Source organism: Variovorax sp. dw_308, assembly GCF_019207085.1.
Lineage (GTDB): Bacteria > Pseudomonadota > Gammaproteobacteria > Burkholderiales > Burkholderiaceae_C > Variovorax.
In genome coordinates this window covers 113,441-133,962 of sequence record NZ_JAATOM010000019.1, presented here as the reverse complement: position 1 = coordinate 133,962, position 20,522 = coordinate 113,441, and the positions used below count along the sequence as shown (strand labels likewise).

The following is a 20,522-nucleotide window of genomic DNA, read 5'->3' as shown; positions in this document are numbered from 1 at the left end:
ACCGACCAGGAACGTGAAATTCGAGCGGCAATGCAGCTCGGCATAAGCGGGCGGCACAGGCGAGGCAGATGGGATCACGGAGCACGGATAAAGGGATCAGGGCATAACTGTACATACATCCAGTAGTTCTGTATGATGCAGCCATGGACGAATATGTCGATCCCGACCGCCGACAGCAGCAGGAGCAGCTGTGGATCGGCGCCTGTGCGCATCAACTGCAACGGCGGTGGCGCACCGTGGACCCGGACGAGCTCGAAGCCGTGGCCGCCGCGCTGGCACGCGACCCGGTGTTGCGTGCACTGTCCCCGATGGAAGCGACGGTGCAATGGTTACGCCCGATCGGCCGCGGCAGCGAACGGCACTGACGGTCGGAAGGCCGCCTTCGCATTGCGCGAAACTTTTTAGCTGTCAGCGTCGTCTCGCCCCGGCGCGGATCACCTCGGCCCGTGGCCGCCGCCGGATGTGTCCATTGGCATTCCTCCCATCGCGCGGAACATGAGCGCATGCCGTTGCCCCCAAATCAAGTTTCATCCATGCCACACGGGCGAACTCACGTCGCTGAACAGATTGAAGTGTTGGACCAAGTTGGGAAGCGCCACGTGGTATTGCGGTATGGCCCACGCGGCTCGAGCAGCATCGCCGCGGGCGAGCCGTCCAAAGACGAGACTTCCTTCGCGGAGTACAGGCTGTCGACAGGAAAAGTTGTCGACAGAACGGGGCCAGCGACGTTTCGCAGCGCCGACGGGCGATTGGAATTCAAGGTCAGGTAGCGCGCGCCCGCGGTCTCGCTGCGCATCGCTATGGCGGGGCTTCGTCGATGGTTTTCAGGCGCTCTCGCCACGTCGTCGCTGTCCGCGTCGCCGTCGACTGCAACCGTAGGTAGCGCTCCTATCTGACATCGATCCGGAGCAACCAGGATCCCCTCCAAAAAGGCGGCGACGCCCGCGAGGCGCCGGGCTTGAGGGAAGGTGTATCCGCGAAAATTTGCATCCCACTCGTCAATGCTGTCCAGCCTCGTGAAAACCAAACCCCGTCAATCCGATCTTGCTTCGATTCCGGCGCAGCCCGCGCCGGCCCGCCGAAGGCGCAAGACGCGAACCCCCGCATCGCGGCGGCGCTTGCTGTTGATCGACTACCAGACCTGGATCGACTTGACGGCGCATATCGGGCGCACGGCGGCGACGGCCGGACAGCACCGAGACGCGTCATTGAGGCCATGAACGCCAATCGACATTCATGAGAGCAGCGGCGACGGGCGCTTGGCCGTCAGCGCCACTTGTCGCTCGCACAGATTTGGGCACCGCCCTACATCGTCGCCAGCACCACCGCAGTAGTCTGAGCACTCCCTTTACAGAACGGAAACTGCGATGAGCGACGACACCACAAAGACCGGCCAGGACCGCAAGCTGATCAGTCTCACCGAGGATTACGAGGTCCGCGACTGGTGCAAGAGCCTGGGCTGCACGCCGGAGCAACTCAGGGCCGCCGTGAAGGCCGTCGGCAACTCGGCCGATGCGGTGCGGCAGCACCTGGCCCAGAAATAGGCAGCGCGGCGTTGCCTCCGCGCCGTGGCTGAAAAGCGCATCGATCCGCTGGCGCGCTACTGGGCCAAGCGCGACTTCGGCATCACGGCCGAGCCGCGCGGCGAACATGTGCAGGATCGCCAGGGTGCCCTGACCTTCGTGGTCCAGAAGCACGCGGCGGGCCGGCTGCACTATGACTTCCGCCTCGAGCTCGACGGGGTCCTGGTTTCCTGGGCCGTGCCCAAGGGGCCGAGCTTCGACCCGAGCGACAAGCGCATGGCCATTCACGTGGAGGACCATCCACTGTCCTATGGTTCCTTTGAAGGCACGATCCCGCCGAAGCAGTACGGCGCGGGAGAGGTCATTGTGTGGGACCGCGGAACGTGGGAGCCGGTCGGCGATCCGCGCGAGGGACTGGCCGTGGGCAAGGTGCTCTTCAAACTGCACGGTGAGAAGCTGCACGGCCTCTGGGAGTTGGTGAAGATCGCCAAGGGCGGCGAGAAGCAGGAACCCTGGATCCTGTTCAAGAAGCGGGACGCGTTTGCACGCCCAAAGGCCGAGTACGACGTGCTGATGGCGCTGCCCGACAGCGTCATCACCAGGTCCTCGACGGTACGCGGCAAGAAGAAGCCCGAGAGATCCGCTTCGGCAGGGCCTTCGCCGGCAGAGAAAGCGGGGGGAGGGGCAAAGGCAAAGGCAAGGGCAAGGGCAAGTCCAAGGGCAAGGGCAAGTCCAAGGGCAGGGGAGGGTGCAAAGAACGGTGTGAGCGCGCAGGCAGCGGGTGCCCTCAAGGCCCCCCTGCCCGAGAAACTCACGCCGCAACTCGCAACGCTCGCCGCCGGTGTGCCCGTGGCAGGCGAATGGATCTACGAGATGAAGTTCGATGGCTATCGCCTCATGACACGCATCGAGCGCGGACGCGCGCGCCTCATCACGCGCGGCGGCCACGACTGGCCCGCAAAGATGCCCACCCTCGTCGGCGAACTTGAGCAGCTCGGCCTTAGCTCCGGCTTCCTGGACGGCGAGATCGTGGTGCTGGGACCCAGCGGCTCGCCCGACTTCAACGCGCTGCAGAATGCCTTCGACCGCGGGCGCGGCGCCGAGCAGATCGTCTACTTCCTGTTCGACGTCCCGTTCTTCGAGGGGCATGACCTGCGCGCCGTCACCCAGCGTGAGCGCCGCGCGTTGCTCAAGGCCTTCCTCGACGAGAAGGCCACCGAACACGTGCGCTACAGCGCGGACTTCGAAGGCGATCCGGCGTCGATCCTCGCCTCGGCGTGTCGCCTCAATCTCGAAGGGCTCATCGCCAAGCGCGTGGATGCGCCTTACGTCTCGCGCCGGTCTGAGGCTTGGCTCAAGCTCAAATGCAAGCTGCGCCAGGAGTTCGTCGTGGTCGGCTACACCGTGCGCAGCGACAACGCTGCGCAGGTGGGGAGCTTGCTGCTTGGCGTCCACGCCCCTGACGGCACGCTGGTGTCCGCGGGCAGCGTCGGTACTGGCTGGGACGTGCAGACGGCGCGCGAGCTGAAAGACAAGCTGGCGCCACTGCAAAGCAAGACTTCGCCGTTCGCTGCCGGTCCCGCCAAAACTGGTCGCTGGTCCCGGCGGGCCGTCGGCGCCGAGCGGTGGGTCGAGCCTTGGCTCGTGGTCGAAGGTCACCTTCGCCGAATGGACTCCGGACGGCCAGGTCCGCCATGCGTCGTACCTGGGCCTGCGCAGCGACAAGCCGGCGCGCCTCATCGCGCGGGAGACGGCGAAGTTCGTCGACGGCACGCCCGCTGCGCCATCGCGTGGCCAGACAGCGAAGGGCAAACCATCCTCCGCCGGCATCAAGGTCAGCCACGCGGATCGCGTCATCGATGCCACTTCCGGACTCACCAAACTGGACCTCGTGCGCTACTACGAGTCGGTGGCGGACTTCATCCTGCCGGACCTTGAGGGTCGGCCGGTGTCGCTGGTGCGCGGACCCGAGGGTGTGGCTGGCCAGCTCTTCTTCCAGAAGCACGGCGAGAAGATCGGCATCCCGGGCATCACGGAACTGGACGCGTCGTTGTGGCCGGGCCATGCTTCGCTGCTCGAGGTCGCCAGCGCCCAGGCGCTCGCCGGTGCGGCGCAGCTCAACGTCATCGAGTTCCACACCTGGAACTCGACGAAGAAGGCCATCGACCGGCCCGATCGCATGATCTTCGACCTCGACCCCGGCGAGGGCACGTCGTGGTCCCACGTCCAGGAGGCGGCGGTCCTCACGCATGCCCTGCTGCACGAACTCGGGTTGAAATCCTGGTTGAAGACGAGTGGGGGCAAGGGGCTGCATGTGGTGGTGCCATTGGCACCGCGCGTCGACTACGACACCGTCAACGCGTTTTCGAAAGCGATCGTCCAGCACCTGGCCAAGACCATCCCGTCGCGCTTCGTCGCCAAGAGCGGGCCTGCGAATCGCGTGGGGAAGCTCTTCGTCGACTACCTGCGCAACGGCCATGGCGCCACGACCGCGGCGGCGTTCTCGGCGCGCGCACGGCCGAGCCTTGGGGTCTCGATGCCCGTCGCATGGGATGACCTGAGGAGCTTGAAAAGCGGCTCCCACTGGACCATCGCCACTGCGCGCGAACACCTGTCGTTCCAGAAGGTCGACCCGTGGGCCGACTACTGGAAGTCGAGGCAATCATTGGCCAAACCCATGCGGGTGCTGGGCTTCTCACCAGCCCGCTAGCGAACGAGATCGGGAGGGGACCCAACTGTCTCGGGGGTCAGCTCACCTTTGAACACGGGCAGACGCGGCTTCGTCTGACGCACTGCAGCAATGGCGCCTCAAAAGATCTTGCGAAATTTCAAAGGATCAGATGTCACTCCTCGCCGCTCACATTGCGCACCAAGGTGGCTCCAGCCGCCAGGGCGCCGCGCCCCGAGGATACAAAGCCGTCAGCCATGGTCCGGCGTTTCTCAAGCGCCCCTCGAAATGGCTATTGCTCGCGGAAGCGCGGGCCATCTGGGAAGCGAGCGCAGCCATTGCGCTCTGGCCCCTCCTTCAGGCTGCCCCGCGGGGGGACGGGCACTCGGTGCTGGTGCTTCCCGGGCTTATCGCAGTCGATTCGTCGACCGAGATCCTGCGGCACTATCTCCGCGGGCGAGGCTATGACGTGCATGGGTGGGAGCAGGGCCGAAACCTGGCCCCCGACGCGGGGTCGAAGAAAAAATGCGCGATCAACTGGCGCGACTTCACGCTGGCAGCGGCCGCAAGGTGAGTGTGGTCGGCTGGAGTCTTGGGGGTGTCTATGCCCGCTTGCTTGCAAGGCATGCTCCGCAGATGGTTCGAAACGTCATCACCCTTGGTAGCCCGTTGGGCGGCGATTCCAAAGCGAAGGTGCCCTCCATGCCCGCGGCTTCGATCTACAGTCGCAGCGATGGCGTCGTGGGGGGGCGAAGCAGCATCATCCCGGCAGGGCCGAACTCGGAAAACATCGAAGTCATCTCGAGCCACCTGGGGTTGGGCGCACACCCCGCAGTGCTTTATGCCTTGGCAGACAGGCTCGCTCAGGCCGAAGGCAACTGGAAGCCCTTTAGCGGCGCTCGATTCGGCTGCCTGGCATTCCCGCGAGCCACTTATCTGACTGCTTGATCGCCCGGTTTGCGAAAGCCGTCGCTGCCCTGCTCCAGCCAAGCATGAGCCGGCAATTGCGCGGGGACCACTGAACGCGAAAAGGTGGACTCGTGCCGAACCCGCGAAGGGGCGCCGGCGTGTCACGCAAGCAGGGCGTTTGAGATCTTGCCGCCTCATGTCCTCCCAACGGGCGAACAGCTGCTTCGCGCGCTCGGCCATGAGCCGCAGCGCCACGGCTTCTGGCGTTCCCAAGATCCGGGACATGCCCAGGCGCACCGCACGCAAGGGTCTCTCGAAGCTCGCATCCCAGCGAGCAGTGACCCCGATGTCTGCTGCAACTTGGTCTCCTGAGGCGTCCTCGAGCGTGTTGACCAGTCTTGATGTCGACCAGGCGCACCAGCACACCCGTGCTCGCGTGCATCGCCTATCAGTTGGGCCGGCGCATAGCAGCCCGTCGGCGTGCTGTTTGCAACGCGGCGAGGAGGGTGTCCGGGTGGCGTTTGAACCACGCGACCGGGACCGCAATCGGAAGTCCCATGGATGATCGACATGGGGCTCTGTGAAGTGGCGCTGTGGGCTCAAGCCAAGCGGCCGCATGCTTGCAATGCCGCTGCCAACTACCTCGTGATCGACGCAACCGGGTCGCAGTTGGCCTTCGCTCGATCGTCCGGACGGTTGATCCGAGGCGATCGTGATATCGATTTTGCGCGCCGTCAAGCGGGCGCCGGCTGCGAAGACAGAACGGGCCCCAAAGCTCCCCAAGTGCACCATTGCACGGGCCTCATGCGCTTCGGCGTACTGTCCCACACGAACATCGACATTGCGCGCGCAGCGTCGCCGCAACTCACGGAATGCATGTCTGCATCCGAGCACCAGGATTCGTCATGAAGCTTTCCCGATGGTTGGATGTCTGCAAGAAATCCGTGGTCGCGTGGTCGGACGACTATGCGCCGAGCATGGGCGCCGCAATCTCGTACTACACGATGTTTTCACTGGCCCCGCTGCTGGTGCTGGTCATTGCCGTTGCCGGGCTCGTCTTCGGCGCCGAGGCGGTGCAGGGCCAGATCGCAAGCCAGCTCTCGGGCATGGTGGGGGAGGAATCCGCCAAGGCCGTGCAAGGAATGGTCAAGAGCGCCGCCATCAGCGGCAATGGCATCCTCGCGACCGCATTGAGCATTGCGGTTCTGATCGTCGGCGCGACAAGCGTGTTCGGCAAATTGCAAAGCGCCCTGGACCGCATCTGGCATGTGCCCGAGTCGCAGAAGCCCAGCGGACTCTGGGGAATCCTGCGGGCTCGCGTGTTCTCGTTCGGTCTGATCCTGGGCTTGGCCTTCCTGCTGATGGTGTCGCTGTCGGTCAGCACGGCCCTCGCAGCGTTCGGCGCGTTCGTGGGAGGCCTGATGCCGGGCCAGGAGATCCTGCTGCAGATCCTGAACATCGCGGTCTCCGTCGGTGTCACCACCGTGCTATTCGCGATGATCTTCAAGTTCATGCCAACGACGAAAGTCGAATGGCGTGACGTCTGGGTCGGGGCGGCGGTGACTGCGGTGCTGTTCGAGATGGGCAAGGCACTGATCGGCTTGTATCTTGGCAAGAGCGGCATGGCAGACGCCTTCGCGGGTGCTCGCTCATTGGTCCTGCTGCTGGCGTGGGTGTACTACGCTGCGCAAATCTTCCTGTTGGGGGCGGAGTTCACCAAGGTGTACGCACAGGAGCACGGATCGACTGCCGACCGTCCGCAACCCGAAGCCGTGCTTGACGCTGAAGCTGTAGAACGCCCCATGTGCTGGCCCCCGACTACTCCGGTTTGGCGCGTTCGGTCGAAATGCAGAAAGAGGTTGACCTGCGCGTGCGAAAGGGCGTCGCGACAATGTTTCCCAAGCTCGCCGTGCTGGCTACTGTGAGCCTGCTGAACATATTTGCTGACAAGCGAATGAAGGCTTTGCAGAAGCATCGTCGCGAGCGTCGCGCGGGCGCAAGGGCCGTTAAGTCATGAAGTGAAGGGTCGTTGGGCAGCCCCCTTCCGGGCAGCGCGCGCGCTGCGAACGCCCGGAAGATTTGCGAGCACTCTGACGGCATGGCCGGGGATACGGGAGCTGAGCAAATTCATCCCGTTCCTTCCGTCCCGACTACTTCGATCTTCAGCCGCAGCGACGGCGTTGCTGCCTGGCACCGCAGTGTCGAACAGCCTGGCGGGATGGCTGAGAACATCGAGGTCGTGGCGAGCCACCTCGGGCGTGGGCTTACCCTGCGGTGTTGTTTGCCGTGGCCGACCGCATCGCGCAATCACGAGGCTTGCCATTTCCTGCGCGGCTCGCTCGGCTCGCTGCTTTATCCAAATCCTGACCGGTCACATTGATCGCGCCAGCGTCGCATTTGGGGCGCATTCAAACCTCCAACAACGAGTCCTCCGAAACGCTCTCACCTGCCGTGCGTAGCCCGCATCATCGCGTGCGCGGCGGATGAAAGGGCCGGGCGCATGCGGGAAGATGTCGCTGGCCACGCGGGCTGGCTGCGGGCTCCGAGTGGCACTCGCGTTCGATTTCCAGCCAGTCCGGCGGCGTGTTGTGCAGCGAGTCTCAGCGTGTCTGCAGCAGGCATGCATCCACCTCGTGGCAACTGGCATTGGCTCATGGGCCTGACTCCAGCAGGGACGGGATTTGGTTTCCTACGTGGTGCAGTTGAACGTCGTCGGTTGCACCGGCGGGCGTCCCGGCTGCGCCGGCCGGGCTGCTCCAGGTTCGCGCCGTCGCGCTCATCCCTTCGGGACGGCCTGCGGCCGCCTTGCGCATCCCTGACGCGGGGGAGGGCACGGACCGAAGACACGCCGAACTCAAGGCATCCGTGGTGTCTGTTGAGGGCGGGGGAGGGCTTGCCTGTGTGCCCTCACGCTACCCCCTCGTTCTCGCGGTCAAGGCCCTGCGCGCGCTTCGCGTGCTCGGCGCGTACCGCGCGCCTGCGGCGACCTTGAGCGCTGCGCTGCGACGGGGTGATCCGGGGCCACGCAGGCAATCCCGCCTGTGTCGTCCACAGGAGTTCGTCATGACCACCTCTTCGACTTCATCCGCTTCTTCCGATCTCAGCGTGCGCCAGCAACGCATCGTCGACGCACTGCGTCCGTTCTTCGGCGCCGAAGCCGATGCGCTCTACGAGGCCAACGGCCGTTCGCTGCAGAAGCTTGCCTACAGCGCGCGTCAGTCGGGACTGCCCAACTTTCATCGTCTCGCGACCGGCCTGGCCCTGGCGCAGGAACTGCTCTGCGAAGAGCTGACCACCCGCTCGGTGTTCGATACGCCTACGGCCGTGGCTGACTTCCTCAAGCTGCACTTCGCAGGCCAGCCCCACGAAAGCTTCGTAGTCCTCTACCTGGACTCGCGCCATTCGCTGATCGCGTTCGAAGAGTTGTTCCGTGGCACGTTGGCCCAGACCAGTGTCTACCCGCGCGAGGTGCTGAAGCGGGCGCTGCATCACGACGCCGCCGCATTGATCATCGCGCACAACCACCCGTCGGGTTCGACCGATCCGTCGCGTGCGGACGAGTTGCTGACGCAGACGCTCAAGGCCGCGCTGGCGATGATCGACGTGCGGGTGCTCGACCATATCGTGGTAGCCGGCGCACGCACGAAGTCCTTCGCGGAGATCGGACTGCTGTAGCAGCGCGGGGGCTTCGGCCCCTTTTTTATTCGCGTTTGATCAGCGCACTGCGTGCGGTGGGTCGGTCAGCGTGGCCGGTACTGGGTACCGGCCACGAATCGTTGCCGTTGCACTTTGAAGTGACCGCCGCTTTGCGGCGGGAAGGACCGAACCGACCCTTGCACGGCGCGCTGCGCGCGTGGCTTGATCACGCCGCGCGCCGCGCGGCAGTCCCTCGGATGGATGGGTGTTTATGCCTCCGCATGGCGGAGGACGGCTGGGTCGCGGCCCTGCGGCCGCGGCGCTGACAGAGGGCGGCACGCAGGGTGGCACGCAGGGTGTCAGCGGGGCGCGACGGCGGATCTGCTTTCGGAGCCACCTCTTCATCGACGCATAGCTCGCACGGGCCGCTGTCCAGGGCCAGGGCTGCGCCACCGTCCTCACCCGGTCCTCGCTTCGCTCAGCTGCGGCTTCCGGGCGGTCCCCGGACATCGGCCCTTGCTGCTCGCTTTCCATGCGTCGAGGCGGCTCCGAAAGCAGATCTTCCACCGACGCGGCACACCCCGCAGAAAGGACCCACCATGCGTGCACTTGAATCCTCCCGTCAGCGCGATGCGGAAGGCCGGGACATCCCGAACAGCCAAACCGCCACGGGCTTTCCCCCCGTACCCCCCGAGGGCTCACCCAAAGCAGGCCCTGTTGAAGCCAGAACGCAGGCCGGTCAGGCCAAGGGCCGCATGGATGTGCGGCAGGCGATCACGGACCGCATCATCGCGATGCTCGAGAAGGGCGGCAATGTGTTCCGGGAACGCTGGACGCAGGCGGCCTCGCGCGGCATGCCGCGCAATGGCAAGACCGGTGCGCCCTACCACGGCGCCAATGTGCTGCTCCTGTGGGACGCCGCCATCGAGCACGGCTACGCGTCCAACGTGTGGCTGACCTACAAGCAGGCGGCCAGCATGGGCGCGCAGGTGCGCAGGGGAGAGCGTGGGGTGCTGTGCGCGCATTTCGAACGCAAAGCGACGGGCCACCAGAACGATGCAGGCAATGACGTCGGTGGCAACGGCGCAGCTCATGGGGAAGGGGAGGGCGGTGCAGGCGATAACGCCTACGGCGGTCATAGCGGTAATAGCGGTAATAGTGTCCACTCCAGTGTGCTGCTGTGCATGCCGTTCTGGCTCTTCAACGTGGCCCAGGTGGATGGCCTGCCTGCGTCGGTGCCGGACCGGTCGGAAGACGCAGAAACGTGGACAGACCGGTCTCCGATCGAGGGGGCCATGCGCTTTATCGGCGGCTGCCGACCCAACATCCAGCACGGCTACACACGCGGGGCCTATTCCCCGGCTGCCGATCGCATCATGCTGCCCGATGTCGACCGCTTCACCAGTCCGGAGGCCTATTGCGCAACCGCCCTGCATGAGCTGGTCCACTGGACGGGACATGAGAAGCGCCTGAACCGAACCTTCGGCGCACGCTTCGGCGATGCGGCCTATGCGTTCGAGGAATTGGTGGCAGAGCTCGGCTGCGCCTTCGTGCTCGGCCATATCGGGCTCGTGGATGCCACCATCGAAGGACACGCCGCCTATCTGGACAGCTGGCTGCAGGTGCTGCGCAATGACCGCACCGCCATCTTCACGGCCGCGCGGCACGCCGGTGAAGCGTACGAATTCATACTGGCGCGAGAGTTGCCATTGCCGGACAGTGACGGCTAATTGCGGCTCTCACCGTCTGTCTTCGGGTTGATTGTGAATTAACGTGCCGAGCATTGCGACTCGGCCAATTCATGTCATCTGAAGAAAGTCATTAGACTTGCGCACCTTTTACTTTCTTCTTCTCATGACCAAGACACACGCTCAATTGCTGCGCGAAATTGCCGTCCTTCAGGCTGCTGCCGACAAGCAGCGGGGCATTGAATCCCAGGGCGCTGTTGCCAGGATCAACGACTTGATCGCGAAATTCGGGCTCACCGCAGCGGATCTCAAGTTCGCCTCCGGCGCGGCTGACAGCGTGCCGAAACAGAGCGCCGTCGCTTTGAAGAGCGCGGTCAAGAAGGCGAGCAAGACCCAACCCGCTGCTGCGAAGGATCCCGCGAAATACAGCGACGGCAAGGGCAACCAGTGGGGAGGCCGCGGCCCGCGGCCGGCCTGGTTGCGCGCGGCGCTGGAAGCCGGACAGACTCTCGAGAGCTTCCTGACCGGTGCGACTATGACGCCCGATGCAACTGCATCGGCAGGCGCCGCTCGGGTGCCAAAGGCTGCTGCAAAGAAGTCGGCCGGCTATGCATCGCGCGTCGCCGCATCCGCAGTGCCGTTGGCCAATGCCGCTGCGTCCCAGACGGTTGCGACCAGGAAGCCAGCGGCGAAGAAGACGGCCGCAAAGAAGGCCGCCTCCCCATCGGACGCCGGCGCAGCGCCGTTGGCTGCAGCCGTCAAGACTGAAGCGGCCGTGCCTGTCAAGAAGACCGCAGCGAAGAAGATCGCCGTGAAGAAGGTTTCCGCGAACAATTCCGCTGCGAGGAAGTCACTTGCCGAGAAGGTCGGGGTAAGCACCCAGGACGCTGGCGCGAAAACCGCCAAGCCGCCGGCCAAGAAGGTCGCAAAGAAAGCAGTGGAGGGGGCTGCGAAGAAGACAGTAAAGACGGCAGCGAAGACGCCAGCGAAGAAAGCCGCATCGAAGAACGCAGGAGCACCGAAGGTTGCCGCTTCGAGGAAGTCATTGCCCGCGCGCAAGAGCGCGACCGGCGCAACGACCGCTGCTGCCCCGGTCGCGCGCGAGACCGCGGAGACCTCGCCTCCTGTGCTTCCCGCAGCCGACGTTGCAGCTGTAGTCTGATCGCCAGCGCCGCAGAGCCGCAGAGCCGAGAGCCGAGAGCCGAGAGCCGAGAGCCGCTGAGGCGCTCGAGGCTTCGCACTGTCGTTTCTACGTGTGCAGTGCGTCTGGCTGGCGCCGAGAGGTCATGGCGCCAACGCAATCAAGCGCGCGCCCTGTTCTGGCGCAAACGCCTGCACGTCGGCGGTCAGACAGCGGCGTCCATCGCGTTGGCCGGCTCGGGCATGGATGCGCTACCCGCTGGAGGTGATGCGGGTCTGCCTGCGCTGGTATGCGGCCTACCCTTTGATTTCTGTCATGTCGAGGAGTGACGGCCGAGCGCAGCGTTCTCGCCGATCACGCGACGGTGCATCGTCGGCCGATCCTTGCGCTGCTGCCGCCGGCCACCGCGCCGACGGTCCGCGGACCCGTCTTGTCACCATTTCAGCACCTGTGCTGCCTTTCGATCGTCGTCCGTCCGGATCGCGTCGTGGGGCCCTCGGCGTCATTGCCTTCGAGACGTCTTGCCAACGGGCTAACGCTCGCCAGGCGGAAAGAAGGCCCGGATATCCGCCAGTACTTCTGCCGGCTGCGCTGCCAGCGCCAGGGCGCGCAGCATCCGTGCGTCGGCATAGGGAACCTGCGCAGGTTCGCCGTCGCCGTGCTGGCACAAGAGATCATCGTCGTCCATGTTGAACAGCACGCGGCACGCCAGCGGGCGCGCGGCGTAGACCGAGCACATCGCGTCGCTCAGGAATGGGCAGGCGACGCCAGCGGGCCACTGCTGCAGCTGCCGGGTTGCAGCGCTCGTGGATTCCGCATCGACCAGGTCTTGCACCCGCACACCCCGCGGCGGCGTCCGCACGCCCCGTCCGCTGGCCCGGGCGATCAACTTCGCTTCGCTCCCAGTGATCGTCACCGGGATATGGCAACAGTGCGCGCAGCCCTTGCGGCAGGCCGACACCGCCTCGAGCGGCTCGCCCCACGCCGTGGCGGCCTTGTGCAGCCACGCAATGCATTGCACGACCGTCGCCGCGCGTTGCGATGCCTGCACCAGGAGCTGCGCCGCCGAGTTCGATGCGATCGCGTCCAGCTTGCGGTCTGCCCGCTGCGTTGCCAGCGGCAAGCGCGCCCGCTGCCGCGACGTGAGACTGGCGTCCGTGCCATCGCCAGGCGCCGAGCCCGGCACAGCGGCTATGTCAGTTCCGGTCGCCATGCCTGCACGATTCTCAGGAATTCATCCTCGTAACCCAACGCATCCGGGTACTGACGCGTGCTCGCGATGTACGCCAGCACCAGCACCATGTCGGCCGCGGTCCCGGGATCCACCGCCCACAGGGCGGTGAGATCAAAGGACCCGCACGCGCCGGCGTTCCACCAGGCGAGCAGGAAGTCGGCGGCCCGCCGGCTCTGGTCTGAGTCCCCCTGTGCCAATGCGATCAAGCGCGCCAAGGCCTGCCGTTGCGACGCCATGCGGTCCGGCTCGGTGTTGCCGGGCGGCGGCGCCGGGGCCGATAAACCCGCCAGCTGCTGGCGCAGCTGCCGCTCGATGTTTTCGCCCGTCAGCAGTCCCGCGCTGCGCGCGAGCAGGGCCAGCTGGTCGGACAGTGTGATCTCGATCGTTGCCATGTCTTATTGTTGCCGAAGGTATTGTTCCGCGGCACGTTGGCCCAGACCAGTGTCTAACCGCGCGAGGTCCTGAAGCGGGCTCTGCATCACGACGCCCCCGCCATCATCATCAGCCACAACCATCCGTCGGGTTCGACCGTCCGTCGCGTGCGGACGAGTCGCTGACGCCGACTCTGAAGGCCGCGCTGGCGATGATCGACGTGCGGGTGCTCGACCACATCGTGGTGGCCGGCGGACGCACGAAGTCTTTCGCGGAGAGCGGGCTGCTGTAGCAGCGCGGGGGCTTCGGCCCCTTTTTCGTTTGCGTTGATCAGCGCATGCGTGCGGTGGGTCGGTCTGCGTTGAGCGACCCGTGCGATCTCGCGGTCGTGCGGAAGCGGATGATCGGGCCGTTGTCCATCACCGCAGATTTCCAACGCGTCGCGACCTGGCATCAAAACAGACAAGTCCGGTCTGGGGTGGTGGGGGTGGCCTTGCTGTTCCCTGCAGCGTGCCACGTCGTGCTCGCCGTCAAGGCCTGCGCGCACTGCGTGCGCTTGCGGCCTGCGGCCGTCTTCGAACCTTGACCGCTTGCGCTGCGACGTGACCTCCGACGGTCCCGGGCAATACCGCCCGCAACCGTTCCAGGAGCTCATCATGATTGCATCCTTCATCTCCGACGCGCAGCGCGAACTGCTGATCGCCAATGGCCGCAGGGCTCAAGTGCAGGAAGACTTCGATCCGCTGCCGGTCGTCAAGCTCTTCACGCCCGATGCCGGCGCCACCTGGCTGCTTACCGAACTGGACGAAGCTGGCGAAATTGCATTTGGGCTGATGGACCTCGGTCTGGGGAGTCCGGAAATCGGCTCCTGCACCCTTGAGGAGCTTGAAGCGGTGCGGGGTCTGATGAACCGGCCCATCCGGCAGGACCTGCATTTCCAGGCGGACAAGCCCTTGAGCGCCTATGCGCACGAGGCTCGGCTGCAAGGGCGCATTCAGGCGTAGCCGGATACAGCCGCCGGTCTGCGCCGGCGGCTTTCAGCCGCGTCCGTCCGAGCCTGTATCGGGCTCCGGGCAGGGAAGCCGCGAAGCGGCCGCGGCGCCGCCGCTTCTTGAAACCCCGCGGATGCGCGCATGTTCGGCTTCACGAAGGCTGTGCGCAGCGCGCGCGAGCGCGTAGTCGGCATACAGCTTGTCGACAGCTTTGCTCCATGCATCGGCCGCTGCCTCCCGTGCGTGCTCTCCCGCCTCACCTCTGTCGCCGTCGCCGTCGCCGTCACCGGCGACAAGCTGTCGCTGCGAGGCTGGCGCCTCGCCGTCCCGATCGCCATCCTGTGGCTGCGGACGTCGACGCGGAAACGGCGGCACGGTCATGCCTGCCTTTTGGAGGATCACTGCTTTCTGTTGCGTGCCCAGCATGCTTCGGTCCTTGCAAGCGCCATTCCAGCTTCGGGTCTGGACGTGGGAATCGGGATGGAATTTGATTGTGATCTGGCGAGGGAGGGAGTGCTGGACTTCGGTGGCATTGGCGGGCGATAGCTGCAGCGGACTTGCGCCTTGATCCCCGATACCTTGGGCGCCCCACCGGCTTCGCCGCTGTCGGGCTGCTCCAGGTTCGCGCCTTCGCGCTCATCCCCTTCGGGGACTGGCTGCGCCAGCCTTGCGCATCCCTGGCGCAGCGGACTGCGTCCGCCCGGACTTCCCTGATCAGACCTGTCCTTCGGCAGGTCGAGGCGCTCGCCGCGCGGCGGTCGGGCCTCGCGTCGGCCTCGGGCGGTTTCTGCCGTTCTCCTGTGCCTTTCGCCTTGTCCGGTGACTCTGCGCCCGCGGTGCCGGGGGACCGGCTGCGCCTGCAAGGGGGTTTTCATAAAGCTTCGCTTTACAAACCTTCCCCCTTGCTCCCCCGTCCCCGCCGTCGCTGTCGTTCACCGGGCGAAAGACTCAGGAGAACGGCGGCCAGTTCCGGGCAGGAGGCCGATGCGAACCCCAACCCTTCATTGAAGGGCTCGAGATCTAGGAGCCCGGCATCTCTTTCAACTTCAACTGCAAAGGAAACCGAAATGACCGCCATTGCCAAGCCGAAGAAGACCGTGACCACAGCGCCGCGCGTGAGCACGTCCGCCAAGAAAGTCGGCCTTGCGGCTGCCGTCGATGCTTCGATGGCGCTGCGCAAGGCGCCGATGGGACGCGACGTGCTGGTGCCATTGGACCAACTCACCCTGAGCGATGCCAACGTGCGCAAGGTCCATCACGAGGACGGCCTGCTCGAACTGGCCGCGCTGATCGAATCCCAGGGGTTGCTCCAACGTCTGAGCATCGTGGCGCTGGGAGACGACCACTTCGGCGTGGTTGCAGGTGGACGGCGACTGCGTGCGATGCAACTGCTCGTGGCCGCTGCTCGCTGGCCTGCCGATCAACCGATCGAATGCAAGCTGTACGCGCAGGGGCAAGCTGTCCAGGTGTCGCTCGCCGAGAACTCTGGCCGCGAAGCCATACATCCAGCGGACCAGATGGAATCCTTCCGACGCCTGATCGAGGATGGCCTTACCGTCGCGCAGGTGGCCGCGCGCTTTGGCGTTTCGCCCCTGACCGTGGAGCGCCGCCTCAAGCTGGCGCGGCTCGCCCCGCGTTTCCTCGACCTTTACCGCGCCAATGAGATCGAAGCCGATCAACTGCAGGCGCTGGCCTTGATCGACGACCCCGCCTCACAAGAGGCCGTCTGGGACGGGCTCAGCCCCTACGACCGCAGCGCATGGCGCATCCGGAACGCGGTGACCGAGGAAGCCTGCAGTGCGGACAGCCGGCTTGCCCGCTTCGTCGGCCTCGACGCCTACGAAGCCGAAGGCGGCAGTGTGCGGCGCGACCTGTTCTCCTCGCCCGAAGATCTTTCTGGCATCTACCTCGACAACCCGACCATGCTGCAGGCACTGGCCATGGACAAGCTGCGCGGCATCGAACTCATCGTCAAGGAGGAGGGGTGGTCGTGGGTGGCATGTTCTCTCGAGTCCGACATGAGTGCATGGCGGCGCTACGGCCGTGAAGACCAGAGCGAGCGCGAGCCGACCCCCGAGGAAGCCGAGACGATCGAGCGGCTCGCCAGCGAGCAGCGCCAACGTGCCGATGACTATGAGCGGCATCAGGACGAAGGCGATCCGGACGCTGACGACTACGAACGCATCGAGCAGCAGCTATGCGAAGCGCTCGACCAGGCTGACGAAGATCTGATGGCCTCGCGGTCTGCATTGCGGCACTGGGCACCCGCACAACTGGCACGGGCCGGTGCGATGGTGCGGCTCGACCACCGCGGCGAGATCGTGATCGAGCGTGGGCTGGTGCGGCCCGATGATCGCAAGTCGACGACCAGAAAACCGGGTGACATCACCCATGCTGATTCGGGCGCGGCAGAACAGGCAGAACGGGCAGAACAGCCTTCGACCCGGCCCGAGTTCAGCGAGAAGCTCATGCGCGACCTGACAGCGCACCGCACGGCGGCACTGCAAGCCGCATTGCTGCAGAACCCGCAGGTGGCGCTCGCGACGCTGGTGCACCGCATGGCAGAGACCGTGTTCAGCCTCTACGGCAGCGGCGACGACATCGTCAAGGTTGCAGTTCGCGTGACCGGCGACGGCACTCTGGCAGGAGAAGCCAGCGAATACGCCGACAGTCCCGCCGCCACGCTGCTCGGCGAAGCGGAAACGATGTGGGGTGATCGGCTCCCCGGCAACCCTGCCGCGCTGTTCCGCTGGCTGCTCGCGCAGCCGCAGGAAACAATGCTCGACCTGCTGGCCTACTGCACCGCCCGCAGTGTCAACGCCATCGCCGCACGCCCCCGCAACACGTCCAATCACAGCGATGCGCTGGCGCAGGCATTGGGCCTCGACATGGCCGACTGGTGGGAGCCCACCGCAGGGGGCTATCTCGGCCACGTCAGCAAGGCCAAGGCACTCGAAGCCGTGAAGGAGGCTACTGGCATGGACCCAACACAGGCGACCGCTGGCATGAAGAAGCCGGACCTGGTCTGCTACTGCGCGAGCAAGCTGGAAGGGACGCGGTGGCTGCCGTTGCCATTGCAAACATTGAACTCGCCAGACGGCCACGAGGCAAACCCATCAGCGTGAACTTCATGCGACTGCCGGCCCCCGGCAGTTCCATTCACTCATTCCATTCAATCTTCAAACAGTTCTCCATGGAGGCTCGACATGAACATCCGAAACAAGCTCATTGTGTCCGGCGCCGCCGTGCTACTCGTCACGGTGGTCATCATCGAGACAATGCCGGCATCCCGCCCGTCGACGACCAGTCCCTCTTCGATCAACTCGTTCGCTACGCGATTCCAGCCCGATCCTGCGGTGCTTGCCGGCATCGGGAGTTCAGGCGACCTGACGCCCGTGCCGCTGAATGGCCCGGGGAGCGTGTCTGCTCCTGCGGTCGACGCACCGACCGCTGCAGGGGGCCGCCATGCGCGCGACCGTCAACGGCGATAGTCAGTCGCTCCGAAAAGGCTCCGCGCCACCGCTGTCGCGCTTCGAGTGGCAATGCCTATGCCAGCGCATGCACGAGTGCGAGGCGTTGCTGCAACTGGCAGTGCTCGGTGTCGCTCAGGCAGTCGAACGACATCGCCCGGACAGCGACCTGGCAGACATCGCCCGCTGCCTGGACGAGGCCGAGCGAGTTGTGGAGATCGCGCGGCGGATTGCCTCGAGCGGGCACGATTGAGGATCGCGTCGTCTTTAACGGACCAGCCGGAGGTTGAGGGCACTTGGTGGGTAGGTGACTTGGAGGGCTGAAACCCTCGATATGTTCGGCATGACGCCACGCCTACCTCGGTGATTCGGGAAGCGCTTGCATGCGCCGGCTGCAAAGACGTGTTCGGCATGACGACACCTGGTTGGTAGGCAGGTCGGAGGGTTGAAGGTCTGAAACCTCGAAATGTTCGGCATGACGGCGGGGAGTCCTTGTTTGGGATTGAGGGCAGGATAGACTGGCGTCAGACATTGTTTACGCCCTTGGTGTTCAGATGCCCAGTGCCACTCGATCCGCAGTCATGTCCATGCGCGTTTCGTCGGAAACGAAGACGAGATTCGCCGCCCTCGCGGCCCAGCAGGGCCTCACCGAATCGGCATTGCTCGGGTTGCTCGTCGACAAGGTGCTTGCTGTAAACGCGACGCCGGGAGCGTCGTTGCCGACCGATCGAAAGGCCGATCAAGGTTGCGCCGGTGACCGCCTCACGCTTCGTTTGCGCCCTGGCGATCGCGCGCTTGCGGACGCCAAGGCTTCTGCGCGCCGCATGAAGACCTCAAGCTATTTGGCGATGCTGATCCGAGCACATGTACGCAGCCCTGCGGTCATGCCGCCTGCCGAACTCGAAGAGCTCAGATGCATGGCCGGGCTTCTGGCTGCACTAGGTCGCCAGCTTCGCACGGGCTCTTCGGCGGTTTCACGAGACTTACTCATCGACGTCGGCAATACAGTCGAGAGCGTGCGTGAAAACGTCTCCGGCTTGGTGCGCATGAACCTGATCGGATGGGAGGCTGGCAATGCCTAAGCGCATCGTCTCATTGCCGCGCACTGCGGGCATGGAACTCGACATCGTGAGCTATGGTCGCCGAGGGCCAGGCGGCACGTTGCGGTTGAATCCGGAACAGGTCGAGCAAGTCAAACGCACCACCAGTCGCGTCCCGGAAGTGATGGTCAAGGTGTCTGGCGGCGCGCGCGACTGCGGCGGTGCGAGGGCGCACCTGAAATACATCGGTCGTCACGGCAAGGTTGAAATCGAGACCGACGACGGGCTGACGCTGCAAGGCCGCGACGTTGCGGATGGCCTGCTGGTCGACTGGCAGCTTGATCTTTGTCCAAGCCAGTACAAGCCCAAGCCGCGGGAAGGACAGAAGGACACGCGGGCAAAGCTGGTGCACAACATCGTGTTGTCGATGCCTTCGGGCACGCCGCCCGAAAAGGTGCTGCGTGCAGCCCGCGACTTCGCCCGCGAAAACTTTGCTTTGCAATATCGGTACGCAATGGCCCTGCACACCGATCAGGCGCATCCGCATGTGCATCTGGTCGTGAAATGCCAACATGAAACTGAGCCCGGCAAGCGGCTCTACATTCGCAAGGAGACGCTGCGTCAGTGGCGTGAGCAGTTCGCGGCGTTGATGCGCGAACAAGGAGTCGCTGCGAATGCTACGCCGCGCCAGATTCGCGGGCAGATGAAGACTCCCAGCAAGGATCCGATTCATCATCGCCTTCGCGCAGTGCGGGCGTTCCAGAGTCTTCCGAGCAACGAGCGTGCAGGACGGCGACCTCCCGCGCCATCTACTTTCTTTCGTCGCAAGGTTGAAAGCGTCGGGGAAGATCTTCGGTCACGCCAGGCGCTTCCCGATCCGGGCAGGGCGACTCTGTCGGCAACCCGTGGTCAGGTCGAAGCTGATTGGAAGGCAACGATCGAGGCACTTCGACTGCAGGGTGACGAGGCCTTGGCAAAGCAGGTGGAGCGATTTGTAGTCGCAATGCCACCCGTGCGTACGGACCGCGAGCAGATGGCGAGCAGGCTGCTTGAAGCGTTGAAAGCGCGCCGAGGCGCGCGTGACTCTGATGGTAGGGATCAGTCGAAGGATCGAAGCCGCTAGGCCTGATGCAAAAACGACCCAAGCAAGTGCGGGCACGGCTTAGGTGCGATAGAGGTTGAATCATCCACCGGCGTTGCTCTCGTCTCGGCAATCGCGCGGCGAGGGCGCGACTCACTGCAGCCGTTGGCTGTACTCAGTCGAGCGTCTCTTGCGTCTCGAGCGGCACCAACCCACAGCGGTAAGTATCGACCGCTGGCTGGCTCGTTTGCAGAGATAGCCAACCGTCACAGTCTTGCATCGGACCGGGGTTCTGTCGTACCTTGAGCGGCCAATCCATACGCCGTCGCAGGACGTCTATGCGTGCTGTAGAGTGGCCAACATGAAGCACCTCAAGCAATTGGTTCTCGTGGGCGTCGTCGCAGCCTTCGGACTGGCCGTCTTGGCGCCTACGAGCGCCTTCGCCGCTGCCAAGAAGTGTCACTGGGACAAGAAGACCGGCCGCATGGTCTGCCAGCGCCCAGCGCGTTGACCCCTGGAGACCCCGTCAGTCTGCTGAAAATTCCGAGGCCACCACCGCTCGCATCGAAGAACGCTGCGGCCGAACTTCAGCTTGCTACGATCGCCGTCATTCGGAGGCGAAATTCGAGAGGCAGCACCCAGTCTTCAGCGCCAGTTCGCGGCGGCCACACGAATACCAGCTCATGGTCGGGTACGTAAGTAGCCCCAGCTTCGATCTACGACGCTTTTGCAGCAAAGTCTTGAAGCTTAGCGGGGGCGAGGCAACGG

At 64.8% G+C, this 20,522-nt stretch carries 19 protein-coding genes and 2 pseudogenes; 17 read left to right on the top strand and 4 right to left on the bottom strand.

Going from position 1 to position 20,522, the window contains the following annotated elements; all coding sequences use genetic code 11:
* Positions 1 to 143: 143 nt before the first annotated feature.
* The 10 genes and pseudogenes from HCU76_RS27640 (at position 144) to HCU76_RS27600 (ending at position 11,586) form a co-directional block, all read left to right on the top strand.
* Entirely contained in the window at positions 144 to 365 is a 222-nt protein-coding gene (locus HCU76_RS27640) for a hypothetical protein (protein WP_213956798.1), read from the top strand.
* A gap of 1,002 nt (positions 366 to 1,367) precedes the next feature.
* Complete coding sequence (locus HCU76_RS27635; RefSeq protein ID WP_213956797.1) at positions 1,368 to 1,544, top strand: DUF3606 domain-containing protein; 177 nt, start codon at positions 1,368 to 1,370, stop codon at positions 1,542 to 1,544.
* Positions 1,545 to 1,568: 24 nt separating this feature from the next.
* A pseudogene (gene ligD, locus HCU76_RS27630) lies at positions 1,569 to 4,233 on the top strand (DNA ligase D).
* Positions 4,234 to 4,363: 130 nt separating this feature from the next.
* Positions 4,364 to 4,765: a hypothetical protein gene (locus tag HCU76_RS37320; protein ID WP_345944712.1), complete on the top strand. Its 402-nt coding sequence runs from the start codon at positions 4,364 to 4,366 to the stop codon at positions 4,763 to 4,765.
* Positions 4,717 to 5,139, top strand: coding sequence for a hypothetical protein (locus HCU76_RS37315; protein WP_345944711.1), 423 nt, complete (start codon positions 4,717 to 4,719; stop codon positions 5,137 to 5,139). Before HCU76_RS37320 ends, HCU76_RS37315 begins: the two co-directional genes overlap by 49 nt.
* 522 nt (positions 5,140 to 5,661) lie before the next feature.
* Complete coding sequence (locus HCU76_RS27620) at positions 5,662 to 6,009, top strand: hypothetical protein (protein WP_213956796.1); 348 nt, start codon at positions 5,662 to 5,664, stop codon at positions 6,007 to 6,009.
* Complete coding sequence (locus tag HCU76_RS27615) at positions 6,006 to 7,025, top strand: YihY/virulence factor BrkB family protein (protein ID WP_213956795.1); 1,020 nt, start codon at positions 6,006 to 6,008, stop codon at positions 7,023 to 7,025. The genes HCU76_RS27620 and HCU76_RS27615 overlap by 4 nt, the downstream gene beginning before the upstream one ends.
* Positions 7,026 to 8,163: 1,138 nt before the next feature.
* Positions 8,164 to 8,775: a DNA repair protein RadC gene (radC, locus tag HCU76_RS27610; RefSeq protein WP_213956794.1), complete on the top strand. Its 612-nt coding sequence runs from the start codon at positions 8,164 to 8,166 to the stop codon at positions 8,773 to 8,775.
* A gap of 560 nt (positions 8,776 to 9,335) precedes the next feature.
* Positions 9,336 to 10,466: an ArdC family protein gene (locus HCU76_RS27605; protein ID WP_256354510.1), complete on the top strand. Its 1,131-nt coding sequence runs from the start codon at positions 9,336 to 9,338 to the stop codon at positions 10,464 to 10,466.
* Between the two features lie 97 nt (positions 10,467 to 10,563).
* A complete protein-coding gene (locus HCU76_RS27600; protein WP_213956793.1) occupies positions 10,564 to 11,586 on the top strand; it encodes an H-NS family nucleoid-associated regulatory protein in 1,023 nt (340 codons plus the stop codon).
* Between the two features lie 511 nt (positions 11,587 to 12,097).
* On the opposite strand, the gene HCU76_RS27595 is transcribed toward HCU76_RS27600, so the two are convergent.
* Entirely contained in the window at positions 12,098 to 12,778 is a 681-nt protein-coding gene (locus HCU76_RS27595) for a YkgJ family cysteine cluster protein (RefSeq protein ID WP_213956792.1), read from the bottom strand.
* Positions 12,757 to 13,191: a hypothetical protein gene (locus tag HCU76_RS36865; RefSeq protein WP_256354509.1), complete on the bottom strand. Its 435-nt coding sequence runs from the start codon at positions 13,189 to 13,191 to the stop codon at positions 12,757 to 12,759. The genes HCU76_RS27595 and HCU76_RS36865 overlap by 22 nt, the downstream gene beginning before the upstream one ends.
* Here HCU76_RS36865 and HCU76_RS27585 point away from each other — a divergent pair.
* Positions 13,177 to 13,463 (top strand): annotated as a pseudogene (locus tag HCU76_RS27585) (JAB domain-containing protein); the annotation flags it as partial. The gene HCU76_RS36865 and the pseudogene HCU76_RS27585 overlap by 15 nt on opposite strands.
* A 364-nt stretch (positions 13,464 to 13,827) precedes the next feature.
* Entirely contained in the window at positions 13,828 to 14,175 is a 348-nt protein-coding gene (locus tag HCU76_RS27580) for a DUF2958 domain-containing protein (protein WP_213956791.1), read from the top strand.
* Positions 14,176 to 14,208: 33 nt separating this feature from the next.
* On the opposite strand, the gene HCU76_RS27575 is transcribed toward HCU76_RS27580, so the two are convergent.
* A complete protein-coding gene (locus HCU76_RS27575) occupies positions 14,209 to 14,589 on the bottom strand; it encodes a hypothetical protein (protein WP_213956790.1) in 381 nt (126 codons plus the stop codon).
* Between the two features lie 131 nt (positions 14,590 to 14,720).
* Between HCU76_RS27575 and HCU76_RS27570 the strand changes: the two genes are divergently transcribed.
* Positions 14,721 to 17,288 (top strand): ParB/RepB/Spo0J family partition protein, encoded by a 2,568-nt coding sequence (locus HCU76_RS27570; RefSeq protein ID WP_213956789.1) that lies wholly within the window; start codon positions 14,721 to 14,723, stop codon positions 17,286 to 17,288.
* A gap of 47 nt (positions 17,289 to 17,335) precedes the next feature.
* On the opposite strand, the gene HCU76_RS27565 is transcribed toward HCU76_RS27570, so the two are convergent.
* The gene (locus tag HCU76_RS27565; protein ID WP_213956788.1) at positions 17,336 to 17,533 is read right to left on the bottom strand and encodes a hypothetical protein; all 198 of its coding nucleotides are present in this window, start codon (positions 17,531 to 17,533) and stop codon (positions 17,336 to 17,338) included.
* Positions 17,534 to 17,628: 95 nt separating this feature from the next.
* Here HCU76_RS27565 and HCU76_RS27560 point away from each other — a divergent pair, with 95 nt between their 5' ends.
* From HCU76_RS27560 to HCU76_RS27545, 4 genes are all read left to right on the top strand, one after another.
* The gene (locus tag HCU76_RS27560) at positions 17,629 to 17,886 is read left to right on the top strand and encodes a hypothetical protein (RefSeq protein WP_213956787.1); all 258 of its coding nucleotides are present in this window, start codon (positions 17,629 to 17,631) and stop codon (positions 17,884 to 17,886) included.
* Between the two features lie 328 nt (positions 17,887 to 18,214).
* Positions 18,215 to 18,715: a hypothetical protein gene (locus HCU76_RS36860; protein ID WP_256354508.1), complete on the top strand. Its 501-nt coding sequence runs from the start codon at positions 18,215 to 18,217 to the stop codon at positions 18,713 to 18,715.
* The gene (locus HCU76_RS27550) at positions 18,708 to 19,796 is read left to right on the top strand and encodes a relaxase/mobilization nuclease domain-containing protein (RefSeq protein WP_256354507.1); all 1,089 of its coding nucleotides are present in this window, start codon (positions 18,708 to 18,710) and stop codon (positions 19,794 to 19,796) included. The genes HCU76_RS36860 and HCU76_RS27550 overlap by 8 nt, the downstream gene beginning before the upstream one ends.
* A 319-nt stretch (positions 19,797 to 20,115) precedes the next feature.
* Positions 20,116 to 20,265, top strand: coding sequence for a hypothetical protein (locus HCU76_RS27545; protein ID WP_213956786.1), 150 nt, complete (start codon positions 20,116 to 20,118; stop codon positions 20,263 to 20,265).
* Positions 20,266 to 20,522 lie beyond the last annotated feature (257 nt).